Origin of the sequence: Streptomyces sp. Y7 (assembly GCF_043195415.1) — a bacterium.
GTDB lineage: Bacteria > Actinomycetota > Actinomycetes > Streptomycetales > Streptomycetaceae > Streptomyces.
On record NZ_JBIDDQ010000012.1, the window covers coordinates 127,274 to 152,501 of the forward strand.

A 25,228-nucleotide genomic window follows, 5' to 3' on the forward strand; every position below is an offset into this window, starting at 1 on the left:
AGGCGCTCTCAGCTGCGCCAGTGCACCGAACCGCCCCGGCCGCCGGGGGCCCTCGCCTCGATCTTCGCCCGGGTCTCCCGCATCACGGCCACGATCCGTTCCTCGTGCGCGGCGGACAGCCGGGCCACCGGAACCGAGCAGCTGATCGCGTCCTGCGCCGGGGTGTCGTAGCGCAGCGCGAAGCCGAAGCCGACGATGCCGAGGACGCCCTCCTCGCGGTCGATCGACCAGCCGCGCGCCCGCACTTCGGCGAGGTCGGCGGCCAGCGCCTCGCGGCTGGTGCGGGTGTTGGGGGTGAGCGCCCGGTAGGGGCCCTCGGGCAGGTCGCTGTCGGGCCGTTCGGCGAGCAGCGCCTTGCCCAGGGCGCCGACGTGCGCCGGCAGCCGTCGGCCCACCCGGCTGATCGTCCTGAGGTACTCGTGCGACTCGCGCGTCGCCAGATAGGCCACGTCGCGGCCGTCCAGTCGCGCCAGATGGATCGTCTCGCCCAGCGCCTGCGACGCCTCGTCCAGGTACGGGCGCACCAGACGCACGCGCGGGTCGGAGTCGAGGTAGCTGGTGCCGGTGAGCAGGGCGTGGATGCCGATGCCGTAGAGCGAGCCGGTGACGTCGGTGCGGACCCAGCCGCGCGAGATCAGGGTCTGGAGCAGCGCGTACATGGAACTGCGCGGCACCTCCAGCTCGTCGGCCAGCTCCTGGAGGCGCGCGGGGCGGTCGCCGCGCGCGGCGAGGAGTTCGAGGAGCTCCACCGTGCGCGCCGCGGACTTCACCTCGCGCACGCCGCCTGTCTCTGACATGGGCCGATCGTAATCGGACGGAGCGTGCGATTGACGGTCACGGTTCGCGTATCTAATCTCCATTCTTATACGTGGAAGACGTCTACATGGGGAGATGACGAGGGTGAGCCTCGATACGGACACGGACACGATCCGCCGGCTGCGGGACGGCATGGCACGCGGCGTGCTGTCGTTCCCGCTCACGAGCTTCCACGAGGACGGCTCGCTGGACCCGGACGGCTGCCGGGCCCACCTCGCCGCCCAGCTCGCCACCGAACCCGGCGCGCTCTTCCCCGCCTGCGGCACCGGCGAGTTCTTCTCGCTGGACGAGGACGAGTACCGCGTCGTCGTCACCGCGGCCGTCGAGGAGGCCGGCGGCCGGGTGCCCGTGGTGGCCGGGGTCGGTTACGGCTGGGCACAGGCCGCCCGGTTCGCGCGGATCGCCGAGGAGGCCGGCGCCGACGCCCTCCTCGTCCTGCCGCACTACCTCGTCGCCGCCCCACAGGACGGCCTCGTCGCCCAGCTGGAACAGCTCGCGTCCCGGACCAGGCTCCCGCTCATCGCCTACCAGCGGGGCCAGGTCACCTTCACCGCCGACTCGTTGCGCCGCATCGCGCGCATCCCCGGCGTCATCGGGCTCAAGGACGGCCACAGCGACCTCGACCGCCTCCAGCGCCTCACCCTGGCCGCCCCCGAGGGCTTCCTGTTCTTCAACGGAGCCGCCACCGCCGAGATCCAGGCCCGCGCCTACGCCACCGTCGGCGTCCCCGCCTACTCCTCCGCCGTGCACGCCTTCGCCCCCGAGATCGCGAACGCCTTCTTCGCCGCCCTGCGCGACGGCGACCGGAGCCTCACCGACAAGCTGCTGCGCGACTTCTACGTCCCGCTCGTCGAACTGCGCGACCGGGTGCCCGGGTACGCCGTCTCCCTGGTGAAGGCCGCGGCCCGGCTGCGCGGCCGCCCCGTCGGCCCCGTGCGCGCCCCGCTCACCGACCCGTCGCCCGGCGACCTGGCCGAACTCAGGGCCCTGCTCGGCACCGGACTCGATCTCGTGGGAGCCACCCCGTGAACCTGACCGTCACGGACGTACGCCTGACCCCGGTCCTGGTCGCCGACCCGCCGCTGCTGAACACCCAGGGCGTCCACCAGCCGTACACGCCCCGACTGATCGTGGAGGTCGAGACGGCCGACGGGATCACGGGCGTCGGCGAGACGTACGGCGACACCAAGTACCTGGAACTCGCGCGGCCGTTCGCGCGGAAGCTGATCGGCCGCGAGGTCACGGACCTGAACGGCCTGTTCGCCGTCGCCGACGAGGTGGCCGTCGACCGGGCCCGGGTCTCCGGCCAGGTCGACGTCGGCGGGCTGCGCGGCATCCAGAGCGCCGACAAGCTGCGGCTGTCCGTCGTCTCCGGCTTCGAGGTCGCCTGCCTCGACGCCCTCGGCAAGACGCTCGGGCTGCCCGTGCACGCGCTGCTCGGCGGCAAGGTGCGCGACGCGGTCGAGTACAGCGCCTACCTGTTCTACAAGTGGGCCGGCCACCCCGAGGGCGTGCGCGCGGAGAAGGACGACTGGGCTGCCGCCGTCGACCCGGCCGGGGTCGTCGAGCAGGCACGCCGGTTCAAGGAGCGGTACGGCTTCACGTCCTTCAAGCTCAAGGGCGGTGTCTTCCCGCCGGACGAGGAGATCGCGGCCGTGCGGGCGCTCGCCGAGGCCTTCCCCGGGCATCCGCTGCGGCTCGACCCCAACGGGGCCTGGTCGGTGGAGACCTCGCTGCGGGTGGCACGGGAGCTGGGGGACGTCCTGGAGTACCTGGAGGACCCGACCCTCGGCACGGCCGGCATGGCCGAGGTCGCGGCGGGCACCGGGGTGCCGCTGGCGACCAACATGTGCGTGACGACGTTCGCCGAGATCAAGGAGGCGTACGCGTCGGACGCCGTGCAGGTGGTCCTCTCCGACCACCACTACTGGGGCGGGCTGCGCAACACCCAGCAACTGGCGGCGATCTGCCGCACGTTCGGCGTCGGGGTGTCCATGCACTCCAACACCCACCTCGGCATCTCCCTGGCCGCGATGACCCACGTGGCGTCGACCGTGCCGGACCTCCACCACGCCTGCGACTCCCACTACCCCTGGCAGTCCGAGGACGTCCTCACCGAGCGCCCGACCTTCGAGGCCGGCAAGGTCGCCGTACCGGACGGCCCCGGACTCGGCGTCGAACTGGACCGGACCCGCCTCGCGGCACTGCACCAGCGGTGGCTGGATGACGACGGCACCCTGCGCGACCGCGACGACGCGGCGGCGATGCGGGTCGCGGAACCGGAGTGGGTGACGCCGCCGGTGCCGCGCTGGTAGGGCGACCGGGACGGGGTGGCGGCTGAGGTCCGCGGCGCGGGCCGCGGGCCTGGCCCACGGCCCACGGCCCGGGAACCTGCTGGTCGGCCGGGGTGCGGTGGGTGCCGGACCTGCCGAGCGCTCCGGGGCCGGGCGCAGCCGGAGCCGGACGGCGGCCGGCCGGGCCGGGCCCGAGGCCGCCCCGCCCGCACGGACGGGCGGCGCACGCAAGATCGTGGTGGCGTTGTCAGTGGCTTGGTGCACACTGGCCAGATCGGCACCACGTCAGGGAGCGCACCGTGACCACGCCCACCGCGCCCACCGGAAAGGGACCCTCGCCCCAGCGGCCGTCGGCCATGGCGGCGGGACCGTACCGCCGCGCCCAGGTCGACCCTCTCGCCGGGCTGCGCGCACCGGCCGACCCGCCCTGGGACGTGTACCTCACGGGCACCGTCTTCCTGGACATCATCTTCACCGGCCTCGACTCCGCGCCGGTGCGCGGGACCGAGTCCTGGGCGCGCGGGATGGGCTCCAGTCCCGGCGGCGTGGCGAACATGGCCACCGCCCTGGCCCGCCTCGGCCTGCGGACGTCCCTCGCGGCCGCCTTCGGCGACGACCACTACGGCGACTACTGCTGGGACGCGCTGGAGCAGGGCGAGGGCATCGACCTCTCGCCGTCGCGCACGGTCCCCGGCTGGCACTCGCCGGTCACGGTGTCGATGGCGTACGAGGGGGAGCGCACGATGGTCTCCCACGGCCATGAGCCGCCCCCCGAGCCCGTGCCCGTCCCGCAGGGGGCACCGGAGTGCCCGCCCCGCGCCCGTGCCGCCGTCGCCTCCCTGGTGCCCGGCACCCGCGCCCCCTGGATCGCGCAGGCCGCGAGCAAGGGCGCCCGGATCTTCGCCGACGTCGGCTGGGACGACACGGGGGCGTGGGATCTGGCCGGGCTGGCGGACCTGGAGCACTGCGAGGCGTTCCTGCCGAACGCGCAGGAGGCGATGCGGTACACGCGCACCGAGTGCCCCCGCGAGGCGGCCCACGCGCTGACCGAGCACGTCCCGCTGGCGGTCGTCACCCTCGGCGCGGAGGGCGCGTACGCGGTGGACGGCAGGACCGGGGAGACGGCCGTGGTCCCGGCCATCGCCGTCGAGGCCCTGGACCCGACCGGCGCCGGTGACGTCTTCGTCGCCGGGTTCGTCACCGGCACCCTGGCCGACTGGCCGCTCGCCGACCGGCTGGCCTTCGCGGGCCTGACGGCCGCCCTCTCCGTCCAGGAGTTCGGCGGCTCCCTCTCGGCCCCCGGCTGGGCCGAGATCGGCGCCTGGTGGCGGCAGGTCCAGTCCCTCGACCGGCAGGACCCCGAGGCCCTGCGCCGCTACGCGTTCCTGACGGACCTGGTGCCGAAGGACGCGGGACGACCCTGGCCGCTGCGCAGGGCGGTGCCGACGATCGGGTTCCGACGGTCGGCGTGAGCACGGGCCGGTTCAGGAGGGGGTCGCCGGAGCCAGCCCCACGAACGGGCTTCGCGCGACCGGCGTGAGAGCGACACGGTCAGTTCAGTGTCGCCGGGGTCAGCTCGGTGTCGCCGGGGTCAGCACCACGAAGTCCGCCATCGACGGGTCCACGCACACGGCGAGGCGGCCGACGCCCTCGGCATCCTCCGGGCCCATCTGCACACTGCCGCCGTTCTCGGTGACCTTGGCGACCGCCGCGTCGCAGTCGTCGACGTTGAACACCGGGTGCCAGTACGGCCGTCCGCCCGCCAGCGCGAGGTTCTCCGGCGGCAGCTCCATCAGGCCGCCCTGCATCCGCTCCTCGGGCAGCCCGGCGGGCGTGATGATGGTGTACGCGCCACCGCCGCCCGGCAGTTCCATGTCGCTGTACTGCCAGCCGAAGACGCCGCCGTAGAACTCCTTCGCCGCCGCGGCGTCGGTCGTGTACAGCTCGGTCCAGGACAGCGAACCCGATGCGTCCGCCAACTCGAAGCCCGCGTTCTTCCCCGGCTGCCACACGGCGAACTGCCCGCCCAGGGGATCGGTGAACTGCGCCATCCGTCCCCAGTCCTCCAGGTCCATCGGCGCCACCCGCACCGTGCCGCCCGCGCTCTGCACCGCCTGCGTCGTGGCGTCCGCGTCCGGGACGGTGTAATAGATCATCCAGGCCGAACGCGCGCCCTCCTCGGTGAGCTTGCCGAGTCCGGCGACGGTCTTGCCGTCCTTCTTGAACATGCCGCCCTGGAATTCCTCGTCCTCACCCATGGACTCGTACTCCCAGCCGAGCACCGCACCGTAGAAGGCCGCGGAGGCCCGTACGTCGGGAGCGCCCAGGTCGAGCCAGCAGGGGGAGCCCGGGGCCTGGTCGGTGGTGATCATGAAGATTCCCTTCCGCCGATCCTGTATGCCCTCAGCGTGACATCGCCCACCGACACTCGCCCGTCGGCCTTCCTCGCCCCCGGCGGGGCGAGGCGCTCAGGACCTCAGCCCGCCGTCACCGTCGTACGTACCGCGCCGTCCGGCCCCGCCACCAGCACCGGCGTCTGCGCCCCGCCAAGATCGCGCACCGCGGCCCGATCGGCGTCCGAGGCGCTCTCCGCCTCCGTCACGACCGCGGCCGCCTCCAGCGACGTCGCCCCCGACGCCACCGCCATCGCCACCGCCGTCTGCAGCGCGCTCAGCTTCAGGGAGTCCAGGGCGACCGTCCCGGCGACATACGTACGGCCCGTCTCGTCCCGCACGGCCGCACCCTCGGGCACACCGTTGCGGGCCCGCGCGGAACGGGCCAGGGTGACGATCTTGCGGTCCTCGGGGTCGAGCGCGCTGTTGTCGGTCATGAGCTGAGCATACGGAGCGCCACCGGCCCTATCCGGCCACGGGGTACATCGCCCCGCGCCGTCCCTCCGGCGACGCCAGCCACTCCAGCTTGGCCGCCGTGTCCGCCTCGTCCAGCGGTGTGTGCAGCACGATCGACAGATCGGGCCGCACCGGCATCTGCATCACGCTCGACTCCATACACAGCAGGCCGACCAGCGGATGATCCAGCTCCTTGCGGATCTGCCCGGCGTCCTCGATGTCCCGCCGCTCCCACAGCGCGGTGAACTCCGCGCTGGACTCCCTCGCCTCGGCCAGCACGGCCTGGAACCCCTCGTCGTCGGGGGAGGCCGAGCACACGGCCCGGAACTGCGCCACGACCGTCGCCGCGTTCGCCTCCCAGTTCCGGGAGCGCGAGCGATACATCGGGTCGGTGAAGAAGTCGATCAGGCAGTTCCACCGCTTGCCGGGCCGCATGCCGAGCACCGTCGCGGCCGCGTCGTTGTGCAGCACGCCGTTGTAGTACTTGTCCATGATGTGCGCCGGATACGGCATCCACGCGTCGATCAGCCGCCGCAGCCCGTCGCACATGTCCTGCTTCCCGGGCGCCACTTCCGGCGCCGGCGGATTCAGCCCGGCCAGCAGATACAGGTGCCGGCGCTCGGCGTTGCTCAGCCGCAGCACCCGCCCGACGGAGTCCAGCACCTGCGGCGAGACGGAGATCTCCCGCCCCTGCTCCAGCCACTGGTACCAGGAGGCGCCCACCCCGGCCAGCACGGCGACCTCCTCGCGCCGCAGCCCCGGTGTCCGGCGCCGCGCGCCACCGTCGGGCAGTCCCGCCTCGCCCGGGGTCACCCGGGCCCGCCTGCTCATCAGGAACTCGCGCAGCTCGCGCCGCCGATGACTCTTCAGCGTGCCCTCGGACACGTACGGATCCCCCCGGTTCTGTCGGCTGGTGGTGCCACCACCAGGACAACTTCCCGCTCCCCACGGCTATTCCGATGCCAGCAGGCTCTTGCCCATGGCGATCGACACTCCCTCTCCCACCTCCACACCCACCCCCGCGCCCCCGTTCGACACCCCCGGGATGTCGACGCGCGACAGGCTCGTCCTGTTCGTCCTGTGCGCCGCCCAGTTCATGGTCGCGCTCGACTTCTCCGTGCTGAACGTCGCCCTGCCCGTCCTCGGCGCCGACCTCGGCATGAGCCAGTCGGCCCTGCAGTGGGCGGTCACCGCGTTCGCGCTGCCGTCCGGCGGTTTCCTGCTCCTGTTCGGCCGCATCGGCGACCTCTACGGCCGCCGCAGGCTGTTCCTGACCGGCCTCGCCCTGTTCGCCGCCGCCTCGGTGCTCGCGACGTTCGCCTGGGACCCGGCGTCGTTCCTCGCCGGACGCGCCCTGCAGGGCCTCGGCGCGGCGGTCATCGTCCCGACCGGCATGTCCCTGCTGACGACCACCTTCGCCGAGGGCCCCGCCCGGGACCGCGCGCTCGGCATCTCCGGGACGCTGATGTCCCTCGGTTTCACCATCGGCATGGTGGCCGGCGGCATCCTGACCGACGCGCTCGGCTGGCGTTCCACGATGGGCCTGCTCGCGGTCTTCGCCCTGATCGTGCTGCCGCTCGCCCCCGGCCTGCTGCCCGAGTCCCGCACCCCTCAGCGCCCGCACCTCGACATCCCCGGCGCGATCACCGTCACCGGCGGTCTGCTGTCCCTGATCTACGCCCTGACGACGGCCGCCGACCACGGCTTCGCCCGCGCCGACGTCATCGCGACCCTGATCGCCGGCCTCGCGCTCCTGGCGGCCTTCGTGGTCGTGGAGTCCCGCACCACAGCGCCCCTGGTCTCGCTGCCCATGCTGCGCCGCCGCACGGTGGCATGGGGCAACATCGGCGGGCTGGTCACCTTCTCGATGATGTCCACGGTGATCTTCGTGCTGACCCTGTACCTGCAGGAGATCCTGCGCCTGTCGGCCTGGGAGACGGGTCTGGTCTTCGGCGTCCAGGGCATGGTCTCGGTGGTCGCGGGCGCGCTCACCCCGCGGTTCGTCAGCCGTCTCGGCGCCCGCCGCACGCTGGTTGTCTCCCTCGCGGGACAGGGCGCCTTCATCTCCGCCCTGGTGTTCCTGAACACCGCCACCTGGTCCGTCTGGCTCGCCACGGCCGCCGTCTCGCTGGCGAGCATGTTCCACCTGGGCGCGATCATCTCCTACGGCCTGACGGTCACCTCCGGCGTCCCCGACGAGGAACAGGGCCTGGCCACCGGCCTGGTCACCTCCACCCAGCAGATCGGCCTCACCGTCGGCATCCCCCTGCTCGGCGTCCTCGCCACCACCGCCGACGACCTCCTCTCCGGCACCCGCACGACGATGGCCCTGAACGCGGCGATCGTCCTGACCGCGGCGGCCCTGGTGGCGCTGGGCTTGCGGGGCGCGGCTCGCCGCTGACCGAGGGCCCGTAGACGCGACGGCCCACCTCCGACGGAGGAGGCGGGCCATCGCGTCAACTGCGGCCCACGGACGAGGGCTCGGCGGAATCCTTCATGTGATCGAGGAACGCGCACCAGGCCGCGCGGCGAAAAGCGAGCACCGCCGCTTGCGGGCGGGTCGAATGACGCACCAGCAATTCCTCACCGGTCCAGGACGCTTCCAGACACGCCGGCCCGTCGGGATTGCTCGCGCTGCTCTTGCGCCACGCCCACGAACCGCCCACGCCTCTCCTCCAGCCCGGGTGCGGAAGGCCAGCCGCGGCTGTCAGCGGGAGAGAAGGACGACATCTGGGACTCGGCTCGGTCGTCTTCCCCACGGCTGGTGCAGGTACACGCAGCACCTCTTCCAGAGTATCGGGCCGCCATTGGAATGTGGATGACCCAATTCTCGCCAACGTCCCCTGTGACAGCGTGGGTTAGGCGGCCTCTCCTGATTCGGTACGCAGCAGCGCTTCCAGGTCGTCGGAGCCGGCGTCCACTCGAGCGGCCAGCAGACGCAACAGGCTGTCGACGCCGTCCTTGAGCGCGAGGTCCTCCAGTTCCCAGAACCTTTCGAGGTAACGCCCGCTCTCCTCGGGGGCGTTGGTGCTGTAGGTGTCGCCGCGGGAGTTCTCGATGAAGAGCGAGTCCGGCATCTCGTCGGTCTCGAACTCGAAGAGCGTGAACGGACCCATGATGCCGGGGTGCGCTCCGACGCTGAGTGGGAGGATCTGCAGGGTGATCCCGGGTTGAGTCGCCAGTTCGGAGAGCCGCTCCAATTGGGCGCGCATCACGCCGCGTCCACCGACCTGACGCCGCACGACGGCCTCGTCGAGGATGTAGAAGAGCTGACGGTCGCTGCCTGCGCCCGACGTGAGCTGTTCCTGCCGGGCGAGCCTGGCCTCGACGGCCCGGTCCAGTTTCTCGTCGGCGATTCCCTTGTCGTAGGCACGCATGATCGCGCGAGCGTACTCCTCGGTCTGCAGGGGGCCGGGAAGTACCAGGGAGCTGTACTGACGGATGATCGTGGCCGCCGACTCCAGTGCGAGGAACTGCAGGACCTCTTTGCCGTAGAGGTCCCGGTACTCGGTGAACGGCATCTTGCGGCTGCCGCGAGCGAGGTCGAGCAGTGCGTCGATCTTGCGGCGGTCGGTGATCCCGTAGGCGGCCAACAGTGAGCGGAGGTCGTTGATCGAGATGCCGACCTCGCCGGCTTCGATGCGGATGAGCTTCGAAGGGCTCCACTCCATCATCTTCGCCACTTCGCGCTGCGTGAGGTCCGCACTGGTCCGCGCCCTGCGGAGCTCCGTGCGCAGTCGTAGCCGCTGCAGTGCCGCACTTGGCGCGCTCATGTTGGCTCCACCCCCAAATGGACCTGGCGGGGTGCAACATAGCAGAATAGCTGCTTACTCATCGAGACCTTCCGGTCCGGTTGTCTTCTTTCCAGCGGAACCCGAAAGGTGCAGGTCGGCAACTCGGTGTACACCACAGCCGTTCCTGCCCATCAGGTAGCAGAAAGCTACATGGCAGTTTGTCAACTCGCGGACGTGACCCATCAGTCATCCGGGTGACATTGGCGACCTGGCAAAGAGCCCTACCCAGGTGAGCACGGCCCGGCTACGCTGGACTGGACCGGTCGTATGACCCCAACCGGCGGAACCCAAAGGGAGGTTGAGGACAGCAGCATCGAAGTTGACGTCGGCTCAGCCGTCGGGCGTCTCATCCCCTCAGGTCGCGAGCGTCATGGAGCGCCGCGGTCTCCGTGACCTATGGGGACCAGGAAGGAGAGCAGCCCCATGGCCGAGGAAGAGCCGCCGGGGCGTCGCAACAATCGCACATGGAACCAGAGGCTCGCACTCGCGCTTCCCTGGTTCAGTCTGCTCATCGCGATCCAGCAGATGGTGGACTGGGTGCTACCCCGCGTGTGACGAAAGTGGCCCCGACCTGACGGCCGGGGCCAAGTAGGCGGACGCCAACGCATATGTTCCACTCCGAGTTTCCCTGGCCGGCAGCCCGGAGTGGGACTGTCTCGGTTCCGCCAGTCCTTCCATTCTGCCGCTCTCCACGCGCTATGGCGAGGCATCGCAAGTGGGTTGGTGAGGTGTGGCGCGGAAAGCACCCTTCCGGGCCACCGCGAAAGGCCCTCAAGGACGGTCGAGCCGGAGTCGGTCGGCCCTGGGCAGACCCGCCACCACCAGGTCGTACGAGTCTTCCACCAGCTCCCTGAGCAGTTGGTCCGGGAGCTCGCCGTCGGCCGTGACGGTGTTCCAGTGACGCTTGTTCATGTGGTAGCCGGGGACGATCAGGCCGGGGTGTTCGCCGCGCAGGCGGACCGCGTCGTCCGGGTCGCACTTGAGGTTGACCGTCAGGGGCCGGGCGTCCAGGTTCGTCAGGGCGAAGAGCTTGCCGAGGACCTTGAAGACCGAGGTCTCCGGGTTGAAGGGAAAGTCCTCCACGGCCGCGTTGAAGGACAGGCAGAAGGTGCGCAGCTCCTGGGGGGTCACTCGGACTCCTTCTGCTCCTCCGGGGGCACCAGGGGACCCACCGGCTCGACGAGCACGGTCACGATCTTGTTCCGGCGGCCGGCCGCCGCCTCCGCCGTCAGCCGCAGGGTGCGCCCGTCGGGCAGTTCGACCACCGACGACGCCCCGGCGATCGGGACCCGGCCCAGCGCCTTGGCCAGCAGACCGCCGACCGTCTCCACGTCCTCGTCGTCGTACTCGTCGAGGCCGTACAGCTCGCCCAGGTCGGTGATGTCCAGGCGGGCGGTGACGCGGTAGCGGTCCTCGCCCAGCTCCTCCACCGGCGGCAGCTCACGGTCGTACTCGTCGGTGATCTCGCCGACGATCTCCTCGAGGATGTCCTCGATGGTGACGATGCCGGCGGTGCCGCCGTACTCGTCGATGACGACCGCGACGTGATTGCGCTCCTTCTGCATCTCGCGCAGCAGGTCACCGGCGTTCTTGGTGTCCGGCACGAAGAACGCGGGCCGCATCGCCGTCGACACCAGTTCGCTCTCCGCGTCCCGGGAGATGTGCGTCTTGCGGGTCAGGTCCTTCAGATACACCATCCCGACCACGTCGTCCTCGCTCTCCCCGACGACCGGTATCCGCGAGAAACCGGAGCGCAGGGCGAGGGTGAGGGCCTGGCGGATGGTCTTGTAGCGCTCGATGACGACGAGGTCGGTGCGCGGGACCATGACCTCACGGACGAGGGTGTCGCCGAGCTCGAAGACCGAGTGCACCATGCGGCGCTCCTCGTCCTCGATCAGCGACTCCTTCTCGGCGAGGTCCACCAGGGCGCGCAGCTCCGCCTCGGAGGCGAACGGGCCGCGGCGGAAGCCCTTGCCGGGGGTGAGCGCGTTGCCGATGAGGATCAGCAGATACGGGATCGGGCCCATGATGCGGGCCAGCGGCAGCAGGACGTACGCCGCCGCCGTCGCCGTGTTCAGCGGGTGCTGGCGGCCGATGGTGCGCGGGGAGACCCCGACGGCGACGTACGACACCAGGACCATGACGGCTATGGCGACCAGCAGGGCCTCGGTGGTGCTGTCGAACTCCTGCAGGCAGGCGTACGTCACCAGCGCGGCGGCGGCCATCTCGCAGGCCACGCGCACCAGCAGCGCCACGTTCAGATAGCGCGTCGGGTCGGCGGCGACGAGCGCGAGCTTCTCGCTGCCGCGCCGCCCGCCGCGTACGGCCTCCTCGGCGCGGAAGCTGGAGACGCGCGCCAGTCCCGCCTCCGCGCAGGCGGCGAGCCAGGCGACGACCACCAGGGCGATGGCGCCGGAGACGAGTGCGAGACTCATGACACGGTCGGGGCCGGGGAAGGACCGGTCAGGCCCTTCTCCGCACGCCAGCCGTCCACGATGGCCGCCTGGAGACCGAACATCTCGGCCTTCTCGTCGGGCTCCTCGTGGTCGTACCCGAGGAGATGCAGCACACCGTGGACGGTGAGCAGCTGGAGCTCCTCGTCCATGGTGTGCTGCGTGGGCGCCTCGGTTCCCTGCTTGGCGGCGACCTCGGGGCAGAGCACGATGTCGCCGAGCAGCCCCTGCGGCGGCTCGTCGTCGTCCTTCGACGGCGGGCGCAGCTCGTCCATCGGGAAGGACATGACGTCCGTGGGCCCCGGCAGGTCCATCCACTGGATGTGGAGCTGCTCCATGGCGTCGGCGTCCACGACGATCACCGAGAGCTCGGAGAGCGGGTGGATGCGCATCCGCGCGAGCGCGTAGCGGGCGATGTCGAGGATCGCCTGCTCGTCGACCTCGGTTCCGGACTCGTTGTTGACGTCGATCGACATGGTCGTGCGGTTTCTACTTCCCCTTGTGCCCGGCCTTGCCGCGGCCCTTGTGCGTGCCGTTCTGGGTGCCGTGCGTGTTGTCGTACTTCTCGTAGGCGTCGACGATACGGCCGACCAGCTTGTGCCGGACGACATCCTGCGACGACAGCCTGGAGAAGTGGACGTCGTCCAGACCGTCCAGGATGTCCTGCACCTGCCGCAGACCGGACTTGGTGCCGTCCGGGAGGTCGACCTGGGTCACGTCACCGGTGATGACTATCTTCGAGTCGAAGCCGAGGCGGGTGAGGAACATCTTCATCTGCTCGGGGCTCGTGTTCTGGGCCTCGTCGAGAATGATGAAGGCGTCGTTCAGCGTGCGACCGCGCATGTACGCGAGCGGCGCGACCTCGATCGTCCCGGCGGCCATCAGCCTGGGGATGGAGTCCGGGTCGAGCATGTCGTGCAGCGCGTCGTACAGCGGACGCAGGTACGGGTCGATCTTCTCGTAGAGCGTGCCGGGCAGGAAGCCGAGCCGCTCGCCCGCCTCCACCGCGGGGCGGGTCAGGATGATGCGGTTGACCTGCTTCGACTGCAGGGCCTGGACGGCCTTGGCCATGGCGAGGTAGGTCTTGCCCGTGCCGGCGGGGCCGATACCGAAGACGATGGTGTGCTTGTCGATGGCGTCGACATAGCGCTTCTGGTTGAGGGTCTTCGGACGGATCGTGCGGCCGCGGGAGGAGAGGATGTTCTGCGTGAGCACCTCGGCCGGGGTCTCCTCCGGCCCCTCCCCGTTGTCACTGGCTCTGAGCATCGCGATCGAGCGTTCCACTGCGTCCTCCGTCATCGGTTGCCCGGTGCGGAGCACCAGCATCATCTCGTCGAACAGGCGCTGTACGAGGGCGACTTCCGCTGAGTCGCCGACGGCGCTGATCTCATTGCCCCGGACATGGATGTCGGTCGCCGGGAAGGCCGTCTCGATCACGCGCAGCAGGGAGTCGCCGGACCCCAGCACGGTCACCATGGGGTGCTGGGCGGGGACGGTGAAATGTGCTCTCGCCTGCCCCTGCGCGGGTGTGTGAGCTGTGGGTGTCTGAGTCATGGGCCGGCTCGTAGGCCTTGCTCGTCCTCCTCGATATGACTCGCCCGCCACATGGGCGGCCTGGCGATTTCAAGGGTACGCCGGGGGACTGACAGTGCCGTAGGGCTTTTCGCGGGGAGGGTTTTCACGAGCCGCGCCCCGGCGCACACCGGGTGGGCCCGCGGTCACCCAGGGCAGCGGGGACGCGGGCGGGCTCTCAGAAGCCCAGCTTGCGCAGCTGCCGGGGATCCCGCTGCCAGTCCTTGGCCACCTTCACGTGCAGGTCCAGGAAGACCGGGGTGCCCAGCAGCGCCTCGATCTGCTTGCGGGACTTGATGCCGACGTCCTTCAGGCGCTTGCCCTTGGGGCCGATGATGATGCCCTTCTGGCTGGGGCGCTCGATGTAGACGAAGGCGTGGATGTCGAGGAGGGGCTTGTCGGCGGGGCGGTCCTCGCGGGGGAGCATCTCCTCCACCACGACGGCGATGGAGTGCGGCAGCTCGTCGCGGACGCCCTCCAGCGCGGCCTCCCGGATCAGCTCCGCGATCATGACCTGCTCGGGCTCGTCGGTGAGGTCGCCCTCGGGGTAGAGCGCGGGCCCCTCCGGCAACAGCGGGACGATCAGGTCGGCCAGCAGCCCCACCTGCATGTCGCCGACCGCCGAGACGGGCACGATCTCGGCCCACTCGAAGCCGAGCTCCTTGCCGAGCTGGTCGATCGCGATCAGCTGCTCGGCCAGGGTCTTGCTGTCCACCAGGTCGGTCTTCGTGACGATCGCGATCTTCGGCGTCTTCTTGATCGACGCCAGCTCCTTCGCGATGAACCGGTCGCCGGGACCGAGCTTCTCGTTCGCGGGCAGGCAGAAGCCGATCACGTCGACCTCGGCCCAGGTGGTGCGCACCACGTCGTTGAGCCGCTCGCCCAGCAGCGTGCGCGGCTTGTGCAGTCCGGGGGTGTCGACCAGGATCAGCTGGGCGTCGGGCCGGTGCACGATGCCCCGCACCGTGTGCCGCGTCGTCTGCGGCTGGTTCGCGGTGATCGCCACCTTCTGGCCGACCAGAGCGTTCGTGAGGGTGGACTTGCCCGCGTTGGGGCGGCCCACGAAGCAGGCGAAGCCGGCGCGGTGGGAGGCCTCGGACGGCTCGGATGACTGATGGCGAACGCTCATGGGGCCCATTCTCCCTGATCCACAACCCCCCGCCGCACAAGGGAGCGACCGCACCCCGTCGTGTGAGCTTCCGGAAACCCTCGCGCAACGAAACCTCGCGGAAACACATCCGTACGCGAGCGGAAACCCGCGCCCGTGAATCTCTGACGAGCCCCCACACCGTTGGAGACCATCGTGCCCCTCGCCGCCGCAAGCGTCGACACCGGCGACACCGCCTGGCTGCTCGCCGCCACCGCGCTCGTCCTGCTGATGACCCCGGGCCTGGCCCTGTTCTACGGCGGCATGGTCCGCACGAAGAGCGTCCTCAACATGCTGATGATGAGCTTCGTGTCCATCGCGCTGGTCACCGTCGTATGGCTGGCCTGCGGGTACGCGCTCGCCTTCGGGGACGACGCCGGCGGCGGGCTGATCGGCGGTCTCGACCACCTCGGCATGGCCGGTATCGGACCGGACAGCGTCCAGGGGACCGTCCCGACCCTGCTCTTCGCCACCTTCCAGCTCACCTTCGCGATCGTGACCGCGGCCCTGGTCAGCGGTGCCGTCGCGGACCGGGCCAAGTTCGGGGCGTGGCTGGTCTTCGTGCCGGTGTGGGCGCTGCTCGTATACGTTCCCGTCGCCCACTGGACCTGGGGTCCCGGTGGCTGGATCCTCGACGGTCTCGGTGCCCTCGACTTCGCGGGCGGTCTGCCCGTCGAGATCACCTCGGGCGCCTCGGGCCTCGCGCTGTGCCTGGTCCTCGGCCCGCGGCTCGGCTTCAAGAAGGACGCGATGCGGCCGCACAACCTGCCGATGGTCGTGCTCGGCGCCGGTCTGCTCTGGTTCGGCTGGTTCGGGTTCAACGCCGGGTCGGCTCTCGGCGCCAACGGTGTGGCCGCCGCCGTCTTCCTGAACACCCTCGCCGCCGGCTGCACCGGTCTGCTCGGCTGGCTCCTGGTCGAGCACAAGCGCGACGGCCACCCCACCACCCTGGGCGCGGCGTCCGGCGCGGTCGCCGGACTCGTCGCCATCACACCGTCCTGCGGCTCGGTCTCCCTGCTGGGCGCGCTGGTCATCGGCCTCGCCGCGGGCGTCGTCTGCTCCTACGCCGTGAGCTGGAAGTTCAAGCTGAACTACGACGACTCCCTGGACGTCGTCGGTGTCCACCTGGTCGGCGGCGTCGTCGGCACCCTGCTGATCGGCGTCTTCGCGACGGCCACCATGACGGGCGGCGCCGAGGGCCTGCTGCACGGCGGCGGGTTCGGGCAGCTCGGCAAGCAGCTGGTGGCGGTCGTGGCGGTGGCGGCGTACGCCTTCCTCGTCACCTACGGCATCGGCAAGCTGATCGACAAGGTCATGGGATTCCGGGCGAGCGAGGAGCAGGAGCACACCGGCCTGGACCTTACGGTGCACGCCGAGACCGCCTACGATCACGGGGTCCTGGGGCACGGAGCCCCGGTCACCGCGTCCGTGTCCTCGTCCGCTCCCGCCGCGCAGAAGGTCAAGAAGCAGGCATGAAGCTCATCACCGCGATCGTCAAGCCGTACCGGCTCGACGAGGTCAAGACCGCTCTCCAGGAGATCGGCGTGCAGGGCCTGACCGTGACCGAGGCCAGCGGCTACGGCCGGCAGCGCGGCCACACCGAGGTGTACCGGGGCGCGGAGTACCAGGTCGACCTGGTGCCGAAGGTCCGGATCGAGGTCGTCGTGGACGACGCGGCGGCCGAGGACGTCATCGACGCCATCGTGAAGGCCGCCCACACCGGCAAGATCGGCGACGGCAAGGTCTGGGCGCTGCCCGTGGACACCGTCGTACGGGTGCGCACCGGCGAGCGCGGCCCCGACGCGCTGTAGCGGCCAGAACGGCGCCGGGACCGCGCCCTCGGTACGTCGTGGGCCTCAGTCGAACACGAACGGGCCCGGCGACTGCGGCCCGGTCGCCGTGCAGGTGATGGTGATGCCGAAGACGGTCATCTGCAGCGAGCCGCCGAAGGCCTCCAGGCTGTCCCGGGAGGCGACGGTGCCGTTGAGCGGACCGACCTGGACGGGGTCGCCGGCGGCCATCGCCGGGTTCTCGGTGCCGGAGAAGGCGACGGTGCCGCCGCTCGCCCTCACCAGGGTGAGCGTCGAGGCGATCGAGTCCTCGGACAGCGCGATCGGCGCCGTGATCGCGGACGAGTTGACGGTGACGGTGGCGGAGGTGCCGCTCTGCGTCGCGGTGATGCTCGCCTCGCCGCCGCCGAAGCTGCCGCAGTCGGCGGTGATCGTCGCGGTGGCGGGGGTGACGGCGAGGGCGGCGGGCGCGAAGGCGAGGCCGGCGAGGGCGAGGGCCCCGGCGGTCAGGGCCGCACCTGCTCCGATGCGTGTGCGTCTCATGGGATTGCTCCCTTTCGGGGTGGGGGAATTCCGTGGGGGGACAGCTCGGCAGGTGGGTGCGGACACACTGCGAGGCGAGCTGAGTTCCGAGAGCTGACAGCCGGATCCGGGAACCGGGATCTGACGGTCCGTCGGATCCGTCGTTTCCATTGATGCGCCTGGGACGTGGGTCGGCAAGGGTGATTTCCGGCCTCAACTACCGACGGGTCAACCAACGGGTACCGAGGTGGTCAGGTCCTGCTCGGCGACATGTCCTGCAGGCCCACCACGCGCAGCAGTTGGAGGCGCTCGTGGGCGTCCGTGCCGGGGCGGGCGGAGTGGACGACCAGCAGGTGGTGGTGCTGATGGCTGACCATGACCTCGCAGTCCAGCTCCAGCAGGCCGACCAGCGGGTGCAGGAAGCGCTTGGTCGCCTGGTCGCGCCGGGACACCTCGTGCTCGTCCCACAGCCGGGCGAACTCCGCGCTGCCGGCGCGCAGTTCGGCGACCAGCTCGGCCGGCTCCGGGTCGTCGGGACGGGCCGCGGCCACCGCGCGCAGGCTGGACACATGGGCCCGGGCGTGGCCCGCCCAGTCCTCCTCCGGGATGAGGGTGCGCGCGGCGGGGTCGAGGAAGAACAGCCGGATCAGATTGCGCTCGCGCCGCGGGCGGGACATCACGTCGCCGACCAGTGCCTTGGCCATCGCGTTCTGCGCCAGCACCTCACCGATGTCGTTCACCACCTGCGCCGGGGTGTCGTGCAGCCGGTCCAGGATCAGCAGCAGTCCCGGGCGCACATGCGCCGACGCCGTCTCGCGCCGCGGGGGTTCCTCGCCGGCCAGGTGGAACAGGTGGTCCTGCTCGACGGCGGTCAGCCGCAGCGCGCGGCCCAGCGCGGTCAGCATCTGCCGGGACGGGCGCGGACCCCGGGACTGTTCCAGCCGGGTGTAGTAGTCCACCGACATGCCCGCGAGCTGCGCCACCTCCTCGCGGCGCAGGCCCGGCGTGCGGCGCCGGGAGCCGGGCGTGAGGCCCACGTCCGACGGGGTCAGCCGGGCGCGGCCGCGGCGCAGGAAGTCGGCGAGTTCGGCTCGGTTCACCCCTCCAGCCTGCGGCACGGCGCGCGCGTTATCCAGGGACTGCCGATCCCCTGATCAACGGGTCTCTCCCGCCCCCGCCGGCGCCGTCCGAGGGTGGTCGGTGACGAGAGGAGCACATCATGCAGACATTGGTGACGGGTACGACGGGACAGGTCGGCCGGCGCTTCGTACCGAGGCTGCTGGCGCAGGCAAGGGCGGGGGAGCGCGTCAGGGTGCTGGTCCGGGACGCGGCGCGCGGCGAGCCGTTCGCCGATCTCGGCGCCGAGGTCGTCGTCGGCGACCTGCGGGACGCGGAGGTGCTCGGCAAGGCGGTCGCCGGGGTCGACGCCGTCGTCAACGTGGCCGCGGCCTTCCGGGGCGTGCCCGACGAGGAGGCGCGGGCGGTCAACCGGGACGCGGCCATCGAACTGGGCCGCGCCGCCCAGGCCGCCGGTGTGCGCAGGTTCGTGCAGGTCAGCACGGGACTGGTGTACGGCACGGGGAGGGGCCGGGCGTTGACCGAGGACGACGAGAGCCGGCCCGGCGGGACGATGTGGGGCGCCTATCCGGAGTCGAAGGCGCAGGCCGAGCGGGCGCTGCTGGCTCTGGACGGGATGGACGTACGCGTCGGCCGGCTGCCCTTCGTCTACGGCGAGGGCGATCCGCATCTTGCCCAGTCGCTGATGTGGGCCGGGAACTGGGCGGCGACCCAGCGGTTGCACATGGGTCACCACGTGGATGTCGCGCAGGGACTGCTGCGGTTGCTGCACGCGCCGGGGATCGCGGGCCGGGTGTACAACATCGCCGACGACGTGCCGGTGACGGCGGTCGAGCTGCACCAGCTGAACGGGGCCGAGATCCCCGAGGAGCTGTACACCCGCACGGACCCCGACCCGTGGCTGGCGGTCATGTCCACCGAGCGGATCCGGCGGGATCTGGGATACCGACCGGTGTTCCCGTCGGTCTACGCGGCGCGGGAGGCCGGAGCGTTGTGAGACAGCGCCGCGACCGGCCATCGGGCGCCTGCCGGTGCGTCGCGGCTCGCCGCGCAGTTCCCCGCGCCTTCAGTGGCGTCGTCGAACCCTGGGTGACCGGGGATCTTGCCGGGGCGCGGGGGACTGGCACGCTGAGGGCCGGCAGTCAGCGGCCTTGAGGGAACTCGTCGTGGGCGACCGGCGAAGGAGAGATGAAAGCCCAAACCTTCGAAGCGTTGCTCAGGACGAGAGGAGCCCCGATGACCGTCGAGCCAGGCGTCCGCACGGGGGCGGAGAGAGATGCCTCGGTGATTGCACGGTCCCGGGATGAGCCCGAGGCGTTCGCCGTGCTGTTCGACCGGCACGCGGATGCGGTACACCGCTATCTGGCACGGAGGCTCGGCGGCGAGCCGGCCGACGACCTCGTGGCGGAGACCTTCACCACTGCCTTCCAGCAGCGCCATCGGTACGACCCCGCCCGGGCCACGGGTGACGACGCCCGACCGTGGCTGCTCGGCATAGCGACCAACCTGGTCGGCCGGCACCGTAGGGCCGAGGCCCGCCGGTTCAAGGCGCTGTCCCGCGTCCCGGCTCCCGCCGACCACGAGGAGCCGCTGGCCGACCGGGCTGCGGCCCGGGTAGGGGCGCAGGCCGTGCGCCGCGAACTGGCGGCGGCGCTGGCCGCACTGCCCGCGCGTCACCGGGACGTGTTGCTGCTGGTGGCGTGGGGCGGCCTCGGCTATGAGGAGGTGGCCCAGGCCCTGGGTGTCCCCATCGGCACGGTCAGATCACGGCTGCACCGGGCTCGCAGCAAACTGCGCGAAGCGTTGGGCGGATCCGATCCGACGAGACTGCGAGAGGTATCCGGCCATGATTGACGAACTCGAACTCCTGCGCGACTGGGACGCGGACGCGTCCCCGCTCTCCGAACCGGCCCGAGCACAGGCCCGCCACCGGCTGCTCAACACCATTGCGCGCACGGAGCAGCGCTCCGCCCCCGCGCCCGGCCGCCGCCACGCGCTGCGCCTCGCGACAGCCGCGGTGGCCGCCGTGGCGCTCACGGGCACGGCGGTGCTGATCGCCGAGGACGGGCCCGGCACGGGCGGCCGCGCGGGCACGAACACTCCGCCCATGCGCAACGTCGCCGCCGTGACCGTGCTGAACGGGGCGGCGGCACGGGAGAGCAAGTACGAGAAGCCCGTGGCGCCGCGCGACGACCAGTTCATCTACTCGAAGCGGATCATCGAGGAGACGGAGCGGGGGACCGGCGCCGTCAAGACCTACGTGGACGTGAACTGGGACTCGGTGGACGGCTCCAAGCGATCTTTGACCATGGAGCTCGGCCGGGTGATCTGGGAGGAGCCCATGGGCAAGAACGAGGGCGTGTGGCCGCCTCGGCAGTGGAGCGGGCTGAGCAAGCTGCCCACCGACCCGGAGAAACTCCTCTCGGGCATCGTCGGCGTAGGCACGTCCGACAAGTCGATCGACGACTTCACCGCGTGGGATTGGTACGACGCCTACTTCATGCTCGGTGAGCTCCTGAAGTGGCCGGTGCTGCCCGAGGGACTGCGCCCCGCAGCGTACGAGGCGCTGGCCCTGGTGCCCGGGGTCAAGGCGACCCCGGGGATGAAGGACTCCGCCGGGCGCACCGGAGTGGGGATCTCCTACCCCGGGCACGCGTCCGAGAGGGGCAAGTACCTCATCTTCGACCCGGAGTCGTACGCGTTCCTGGGCTTCCGCGGCGAGCGGACCTCGCGTTCGGGGAAGAAGACGTACATCCAGCTGTCGCACGTGGTGGACTGGGCGATCGTCGACCGCTTGAGGCAGCGCCCCTAGCCGGTTCGCCGCCGGCCGCCATCCGGACGGAACCGTCTAGTCCACGCCCTTGATCCTTCCCACCAGCACCGCCCCCGCCACCCCGATCACCGCCGCCACCGCGTACAGCACCCGGTAGCCGCCGAGGTACGTGACGATCGGGGCGGCCAGGGCGGGCGCTGCGACCTGGGGCAGGGCGTTGGCCACGTTGATGACGCCCAGGTCCTTGCCGCGGTCCCGGGCCTTCGGGAGGACGTCCGTCATCAGGGCGAAGTCGACCGACATGAAGACGCCGAGGCCGACGCCGAGCAGGGCCGCCACGAGGATCGCGCTCGGCCAGGTCTGCCAGGCGGCGAGCAGGGCGGTGGCCGCCGCCATCAGGACGCCGGACCAGTGCACGAAGGGCTTGCGGCGGCCCACCCGGTCCGACCAGACCCCGCCCACCACGACCGTGGCCAGCAGGGACACGGCGTTCACCGCGGTCAGGATCAGCACCCCCTGCTCGGGGTCGTCGTGGTGGAGGCGGTCGCGGAGGTAGTAGAGCAGGTAGAGGATCACCAGCGCGTTGCTGAGGTTGATCAGGAAGCGGGTCAGCCAGGCCCAGCCGAAGTCCGGATGGCGGCGCGGGCTCAGCCAGAAGCCGCGGACGAAGGAGCGCCAGGACCACGCCGGCCGGTCCGCGGCGTCCAGCCGGAGGTCCCGGTACCGCAGCACATACGGCAGCACCCCCGCCATCGCGAACACCGCGCACGCCGCGTACCCCGCCGCGATCCCGCCCGCGGCCGTCGCCAGGCCCGTCCCGGCGACCGCGCCGAGGATCTGCGCGGCCCCCAGCCAGCCGCCCACGACACCCCGTTGGAGCCGCGGCACCCGGTCCGGCACACCCGCCGTCACCGCCGCGAAGGCCGCGTTCAGGGTCAGCTGGACCAGGCACCAGCCGAGCGTCATCAGCCACAGCCCGTCGGCGCCCGCCAGCAGCAGCAACGACAGCGCGCCGCCCGCCGCCCCGGCCACGATCCACGGCGTACGGCGGCCCCAGCGGGCCGTGGTGCGGTCCGACAGCGCGCCGAAGAACGGGTTCGCCGCCAGCGACACCACCGCGCCCGCACCCGTCACCCAGGCCAGCAGGGTCTCCTTCGACATCCCCGTGCCGGGCGCGAAGTCCTCCGCCTGCCGGGCCAGCAGGATCTGGAGCGGCCCGTACCAGCCCACCCAGATCGCCACGTTGGCCAGCCCCAGCGCCGTCGTCCAGCCCCCGCCGACCCGGTCGGTCGGCTCGGCCAGGGCGCCGGCCGTCATCCCTGGGCCCGGAGCACGTCCCGCAGCCAGCCGTACGACGCCTTGGGCGTCCGTTCCTGCGTCGCGTAGTCCACGTGGACCAGCCCGAACCGGCGTGCGTACCCCTCGGCCCACTCGAAGTTGTCCAGCAGCGACCACACGAAGTACCCGCGTACGTCCACGCCCGCCGCCACCGCCCGGTGCAGGGCACGGATGTGGCCGTCCAGGTAGGCGATCCGCTCCTGGTCGTCGACGCCCTCGTACGAGCAGCCGTTCTCGGTGATGACGATCGGCGGGAGTCGGTCGCCGTAGCGGTCGCGGAAGCCGGTCAGCAGCTCCGTCAGGCCCTCGGGGACCACCGGCCACCCGAAGTCCGTCGTCGGCACGCCCTCGATCTCCCGTACCGAGAAGGGCAGTTCGGCGGGCATCGTCACTCCGCCGAACTCGATCTCGGTGCCCTGCGGGGCGCCCACGCGGGTCGGGGCGTAGTAGTTGACGCCGTAGAAGTCGATCGGCTCGGCGATGACCTTCAGGTCCGACTCGACGTCCCCGGGCATCAACTCGCCGATGCCGTCCGGATACCGGCCGAGCAGCAGCGGGTCGGCGAAGAGCCGGTTCAGGAGCAGGTCGTAGAAGTCGGCCGCCTCCAGGTCCGGTTGCTCGCGGGAGGCCGGCCAGGTCGGCCCGTGCGAGTTGGCGATGCCGATGTCGGTGGCGCCGGCCGTGCGCAGCGCCCGTACCGCCAGGCCGTGGGCCAGCAGCTGGTGGTGGGCGACCGGGAGGGCGTCGAAGAGGAGCCGCCGGCCCGGCGCGTGGGTGCCGAGGGCGTGGCCGAGCAGGGTGTGCTCGGCGGGTTCGTTGAGCGTGATCCACTTCTGCACCCGGTCGCCGAGGCGCTCGGCGACGACGGACACGTACTCGGCGAACCGGGCGGCCGTGTCCCGCTCCAGCCAGTCCAGCGTGAGGGGCAGATCCCAGTGGAAGAGCGTCGGGACCGGCCGTACGCCCGCCGCGCACAGCTCGTCCACCAGGCGGTCGTAGAAGTCGAGGCCCTGCGGGGAGTTCACCCGGGGCCAGGAGACCGAGAAGCGGTACGCGTCCACCCCCAGGCCCGCCAGCAGCGCCACGTCCTCGCGGTAGCGGTGGTAGTGGTCGCACGCCACCTCGGCCGTGGAGCCGTCCTTCACCGTGCCCGGCTCGGCCGTGAAGGCGTCCCACACGGACCGCTCGCGCTCGTCCGTGGCGCCCTCGATCTGGTGGGCGGACGTCGAGACGCCCCACAGGAAACCGGCCGGGAAACGGGGTATCGGACTCTGCGCGTCGCGCTCATCGATCGCCATGCGCCGGATCATCCGTACCGGCGGTAACGGAAGTCAACGCCCCGGCGTGAACTGCCCGTTACGCGCCTTCCTTGAGCACCCTGGTGATCAGCCTGCGCTGTTCCTCGGTGAGCCGGGGATCCGCGCAGTACACCGTCCTGCCGTCCACGGTGATCTGGTAGCTGAAGCCGTCCGGAACCCCGACCGGGGGTGTGCCCCGGCCGGACGCGACCGCGCTCTCGGCCAGGGCCTGCCACTCCGCCGCGTCGGGCCGTCCCGAGGTGTCCACCTCGGCGTACCGCTCGATGCCCGCGAAGCCGCCCGTGCGCCGTACCTGAATACGCATGGGTCCCTGTCTAGTACGGACTTACGGGATCCGCACCCCGACCTGCTCCCACGCCTTCGACACGGCCTGGAGCTCCTCGCCGCCGTCGCCGAAGCGCTCGCGCGCGGCCTTGACGGTCAGCGCCGCGAAGTCGGTGAACATCGCCCTCTCCGACAGCTCGCCGCCGGTCAGCACGTCGTACCAGACCTGGCCCGCCTTCTCCCAGGCGTGGCCGCCGAGCGCGGTCGCGGCCAGGTAGAAGGCGTGGTTCGGGATGCCGGAGTTGATGTGGACACCGCCGTTGTCGCGGCCGGTGCGGACGTAGTCGGCCATGGTCGCGGGCTGCGGGTCCTTGCCGAGGACGTCGTCGTCGTACGCGCTGCCCGGCTCCTTCATGGAGCGCAGGGCCTTGCCGGAGACGCTCGGGGCGAGGAGTCCGGCGCCGATCAGCCAGTCGGCCTCGGCGGCGGTCTGGCCGAGCGTGTACTGCTTGATCAGGGCGCCGAAGACATCCGACATCGACTCGTTCAGCGCGCCCGGCTGGCCGTAGTACGTGAGGTTGGCCGTGTACTGCGTGACGCCGTGGGTGAGCTCGTGGCCGATCACGTCGATCGGGATGGTGAAGTCGAGGAAGATCTCGCCGTCACCGTCGCCGAACACCATCTGCTCGCCGTTCCAGAAGGCGTTGTTGTAGTTCTCGTCGTAGTGGACGGTGGCGTCCAGCGGCAGGCCGTCGCCGTCGATGGAGTGGCGGGCGTAGGCCTTCAGGAAGAGCTCGAAGGTGGCGCCGAGCCCGGAGAAGGCGCGGTTGACCGTGGCGTCCTGGCCGGGGTCCGCGCCCTCGCCGCGGACCTCGGTGCCGGGCAGGGCGGTGCCGTGCCCGGCGTCGTAGATGGTGCGCAGCGGCTGGTCCGACGGTGCCTTCGCCGTCGGGGCGGCCGCGAGGGCGAACTCGGTCGTGACGCGGCGCCTGCCGCGCAGCTCGCTGTCGCGCATCAGGGTCCGGCGAGCCGGGCCGGACAGTGCGGGGTCGTCGTTGCGGGCCAGTTTGTCCAGGACGTGTGGCGGTACGACGGTGCAGAAGACGGGCTCGAAGCCCCCGTTGGTCGTCATGTGCGGCACCATTGCACTGCGTTAGCTCGCTGTCACTAGTCGCAACCATGATTGGTGAAATATGCGGATAGGGAGCAGCACTCTCCGT

General features: G+C 71.2%; 27 protein-coding genes. 10 read left to right on the forward strand and 17 right to left on the reverse strand.

The features are described from left to right. Window positions 1–8: 8 nt before the first annotated feature. The gene (locus ACGFW6_RS27120) at window positions 9–797 is read right to left on the reverse strand and encodes an IclR family transcriptional regulator (protein ID WP_393515033.1); all 789 of its coding nucleotides are present in this window, start codon (window positions 795–797) and stop codon (window positions 9–11) included. Window positions 798–948: 151 nt separating this feature from the next. On the opposite strand from ACGFW6_RS27120, the gene ACGFW6_RS27125 reads away from it, so the two are divergent. From ACGFW6_RS27125 to ACGFW6_RS27135, 3 genes are all read left to right on the forward strand, one after another. Further along, window positions 949–1,845 carry a 5-dehydro-4-deoxyglucarate dehydratase gene (locus ACGFW6_RS27125; protein ID WP_393515268.1) on the forward strand — a complete coding sequence of 299 codons (897 nt, stop codon included), beginning with the start codon at window positions 949–951 and terminating at the stop codon, window positions 1,843–1,845. Next, window positions 1,842–3,131 carry a glucarate dehydratase family protein gene (locus ACGFW6_RS27130; RefSeq protein WP_393515036.1) on the forward strand — a complete coding sequence of 430 codons (1,290 nt, stop codon included), beginning with the start codon at window positions 1,842–1,844 and terminating at the stop codon, window positions 3,129–3,131. The genes ACGFW6_RS27125 and ACGFW6_RS27130 overlap by 4 nt, the downstream gene beginning before the upstream one ends. A 335-nt stretch (window positions 3,132–3,466) precedes the next feature. Beyond that, window positions 3,467–4,582, forward strand: coding sequence for a carbohydrate kinase family protein (locus ACGFW6_RS27135; protein ID WP_393515271.1), 1,116 nt, complete (start codon window positions 3,467–3,469; stop codon window positions 4,580–4,582). Window positions 4,583–4,681: 99 nt separating this feature from the next. On the opposite strand, the gene ACGFW6_RS27140 is transcribed toward ACGFW6_RS27135, so the two are convergent. From ACGFW6_RS27140 to ACGFW6_RS27150, 3 genes are all read right to left on the reverse strand, one after another. After that, entirely contained in the window at window positions 4,682–5,482 is an 801-nt protein-coding gene (locus ACGFW6_RS27140) for a VOC family protein (RefSeq protein WP_393515039.1), read from the reverse strand. 104 nt (window positions 5,483–5,586) lie between these two features. After that, window positions 5,587–5,940 (reverse strand): cytidine deaminase, encoded by a 354-nt coding sequence (locus ACGFW6_RS27145; RefSeq protein ID WP_393515041.1) that lies wholly within the window; start codon window positions 5,938–5,940, stop codon window positions 5,587–5,589. A gap of 28 nt (window positions 5,941–5,968) precedes the next feature. Next, a complete protein-coding gene (locus ACGFW6_RS27150) occupies window positions 5,969–6,790 on the reverse strand; it encodes a helix-turn-helix transcriptional regulator (protein WP_393515274.1) in 822 nt (273 codons plus the stop codon). 148 nt (window positions 6,791–6,938) lie between these two features. Here ACGFW6_RS27150 and ACGFW6_RS27155 point away from each other — a divergent pair, with 148 nt between their 5' ends. After that, window positions 6,939–8,360, forward strand: coding sequence for an MFS transporter (locus tag ACGFW6_RS27155; RefSeq protein ID WP_393515043.1), 1,422 nt, complete (start codon window positions 6,939–6,941; stop codon window positions 8,358–8,360). Window positions 8,361–8,415: 55 nt separating this feature from the next. On the opposite strand, the gene ACGFW6_RS27160 is transcribed toward ACGFW6_RS27155, so the two are convergent. Both ACGFW6_RS27160 and ACGFW6_RS27165 read right to left on the reverse strand, forming a co-directional pair. Continuing rightward, window positions 8,416–8,625: a DUF397 domain-containing protein gene (locus tag ACGFW6_RS27160; RefSeq protein ID WP_393515046.1), complete on the reverse strand. Its 210-nt coding sequence runs from the start codon at window positions 8,623–8,625 to the stop codon at window positions 8,416–8,418. A 192-nt stretch (window positions 8,626–8,817) separates the two neighbouring features. Continuing rightward, complete coding sequence (locus ACGFW6_RS27165) at window positions 8,818–9,732, reverse strand: helix-turn-helix domain-containing protein (protein WP_393515048.1); 915 nt, start codon at window positions 9,730–9,732, stop codon at window positions 8,818–8,820. Between the two features lie 444 nt (window positions 9,733–10,176). On the opposite strand from ACGFW6_RS27165, the gene ACGFW6_RS27170 reads away from it, so the two are divergent. Then, window positions 10,177–10,308, forward strand: coding sequence for a hypothetical protein (locus ACGFW6_RS27170; protein ID WP_393515051.1), 132 nt, complete (start codon window positions 10,177–10,179; stop codon window positions 10,306–10,308). Between the two features lie 216 nt (window positions 10,309–10,524). Here ACGFW6_RS27170 and ACGFW6_RS27175 read toward each other — a convergent pair whose 3' ends face one another. From ACGFW6_RS27175 to era, 5 genes are all read right to left on the reverse strand, one after another. Continuing rightward, window positions 10,525–10,884 carry an MmcQ/YjbR family DNA-binding protein gene (locus tag ACGFW6_RS27175; RefSeq protein ID WP_393515053.1) on the reverse strand — a complete coding sequence of 120 codons (360 nt, stop codon included), beginning with the start codon at window positions 10,882–10,884 and terminating at the stop codon, window positions 10,525–10,527. Next, window positions 10,881–12,188: a hemolysin family protein gene (locus tag ACGFW6_RS27180; RefSeq protein ID WP_393515056.1), complete on the reverse strand. Its 1,308-nt coding sequence runs from the start codon at window positions 12,186–12,188 to the stop codon at window positions 10,881–10,883. The genes ACGFW6_RS27175 and ACGFW6_RS27180 overlap by 4 nt, the downstream gene beginning before the upstream one ends. Beyond that, the gene (gene ybeY / locus ACGFW6_RS27185; RefSeq protein WP_030949212.1) at window positions 12,185–12,682 is read right to left on the reverse strand and encodes an rRNA maturation RNase YbeY; all 498 of its coding nucleotides are present in this window, start codon (window positions 12,680–12,682) and stop codon (window positions 12,185–12,187) included. The genes ACGFW6_RS27180 and ybeY overlap by 4 nt, the downstream gene beginning before the upstream one ends. 13 nt (window positions 12,683–12,695) lie before the next feature. After that, window positions 12,696–13,760: a PhoH family protein gene (locus ACGFW6_RS27190; RefSeq protein WP_393515059.1), complete on the reverse strand. Its 1,065-nt coding sequence runs from the start codon at window positions 13,758–13,760 to the stop codon at window positions 12,696–12,698. Window positions 13,761–13,956: 196 nt separating this feature from the next. After that, the gene (era, locus tag ACGFW6_RS27195; protein WP_393515062.1) at window positions 13,957–14,916 is read right to left on the reverse strand and encodes a GTPase Era; all 960 of its coding nucleotides are present in this window, start codon (window positions 14,914–14,916) and stop codon (window positions 13,957–13,959) included. A gap of 165 nt (window positions 14,917–15,081) precedes the next feature. Here era and ACGFW6_RS27200 point away from each other — a divergent pair, with 165 nt between their 5' ends. Both ACGFW6_RS27200 and ACGFW6_RS27205 read left to right on the forward strand, forming a co-directional pair. Further along, the gene (locus ACGFW6_RS27200; RefSeq protein WP_393515065.1) at window positions 15,082–16,401 is read left to right on the forward strand and encodes an ammonium transporter; all 1,320 of its coding nucleotides are present in this window, start codon (window positions 15,082–15,084) and stop codon (window positions 16,399–16,401) included. Continuing rightward, a complete protein-coding gene (locus ACGFW6_RS27205) occupies window positions 16,398–16,736 on the forward strand; it encodes a P-II family nitrogen regulator (RefSeq protein WP_030949199.1) in 339 nt (112 codons plus the stop codon). The genes ACGFW6_RS27200 and ACGFW6_RS27205 overlap by 4 nt, the downstream gene beginning before the upstream one ends. A gap of 45 nt (window positions 16,737–16,781) precedes the next feature. Here ACGFW6_RS27205 and ACGFW6_RS27210 read toward each other — a convergent pair whose 3' ends face one another. Together ACGFW6_RS27210 and ACGFW6_RS27215 are read right to left on the reverse strand one after the other, a co-directional pair. Next, window positions 16,782–17,258 (reverse strand): hypothetical protein, encoded by a 477-nt coding sequence (locus ACGFW6_RS27210; protein WP_393515068.1) that lies wholly within the window; start codon window positions 17,256–17,258, stop codon window positions 16,782–16,784. Between the two features lie 230 nt (window positions 17,259–17,488). Then, window positions 17,489–18,337 (reverse strand): helix-turn-helix transcriptional regulator, encoded by an 849-nt coding sequence (locus tag ACGFW6_RS27215; protein WP_393515071.1) that lies wholly within the window; start codon window positions 18,335–18,337, stop codon window positions 17,489–17,491. A 119-nt stretch (window positions 18,338–18,456) separates the two neighbouring features. On the opposite strand from ACGFW6_RS27215, the gene ACGFW6_RS27220 reads away from it, so the two are divergent. The 3 genes from ACGFW6_RS27220 to ACGFW6_RS27230 all read left to right on the forward strand — a co-directional run bounded on the left by ACGFW6_RS27220 (window position 18,457) and on the right by ACGFW6_RS27230 (window position 21,126). After that, the gene (locus tag ACGFW6_RS27220; protein ID WP_393515074.1) at window positions 18,457–19,311 is read left to right on the forward strand and encodes an NAD-dependent epimerase/dehydratase family protein; all 855 of its coding nucleotides are present in this window, start codon (window positions 18,457–18,459) and stop codon (window positions 19,309–19,311) included. 239 nt (window positions 19,312–19,550) lie between these two features. Next, a complete protein-coding gene (locus tag ACGFW6_RS27225) occupies window positions 19,551–20,168 on the forward strand; it encodes an RNA polymerase sigma factor (protein ID WP_393515077.1) in 618 nt (205 codons plus the stop codon). Beyond that, the gene (locus ACGFW6_RS27230; RefSeq protein WP_393515080.1) at window positions 20,161–21,126 is read left to right on the forward strand and encodes a CU044_5270 family protein; all 966 of its coding nucleotides are present in this window, start codon (window positions 20,161–20,163) and stop codon (window positions 21,124–21,126) included. Before ACGFW6_RS27225 ends, ACGFW6_RS27230 begins: the two co-directional genes overlap by 8 nt. A gap of 36 nt (window positions 21,127–21,162) precedes the next feature. Here the strand turns inward: ACGFW6_RS27230 and ACGFW6_RS27235 are convergent, their stop codons facing one another. The 4 genes from ACGFW6_RS27235 to ACGFW6_RS27250 are packed head-to-tail and all read right to left on the reverse strand — an operon-like array spanning window position 21,163 to window position 25,140. Next, window positions 21,163–22,404 (reverse strand): MFS transporter, encoded by a 1,242-nt coding sequence (locus ACGFW6_RS27235; RefSeq protein ID WP_393515083.1) that lies wholly within the window; start codon window positions 22,402–22,404, stop codon window positions 21,163–21,165. After that, the gene (locus ACGFW6_RS27240; protein ID WP_393515086.1) at window positions 22,401–23,735 is read right to left on the reverse strand and encodes a GH1 family beta-glucosidase; all 1,335 of its coding nucleotides are present in this window, start codon (window positions 23,733–23,735) and stop codon (window positions 22,401–22,403) included. Before ACGFW6_RS27240 ends, ACGFW6_RS27235 begins: the two co-directional genes overlap by 4 nt. 46 nt (window positions 23,736–23,781) lie before the next feature. Next, on the reverse strand, window positions 23,782–24,048 hold the full coding sequence (locus ACGFW6_RS27245) for a protealysin inhibitor emfourin (RefSeq protein ID WP_393515089.1): 267 nt from the start codon (window positions 24,046–24,048) through the stop codon (window positions 23,782–23,784). A gap of 21 nt (window positions 24,049–24,069) precedes the next feature. After that, window positions 24,070–25,140 (reverse strand): M4 family metallopeptidase, encoded by a 1,071-nt coding sequence (locus ACGFW6_RS27250; protein WP_393515092.1) that lies wholly within the window; start codon window positions 25,138–25,140, stop codon window positions 24,070–24,072. Between the last annotated feature and the right edge of the window lie 88 nt (window positions 25,141–25,228).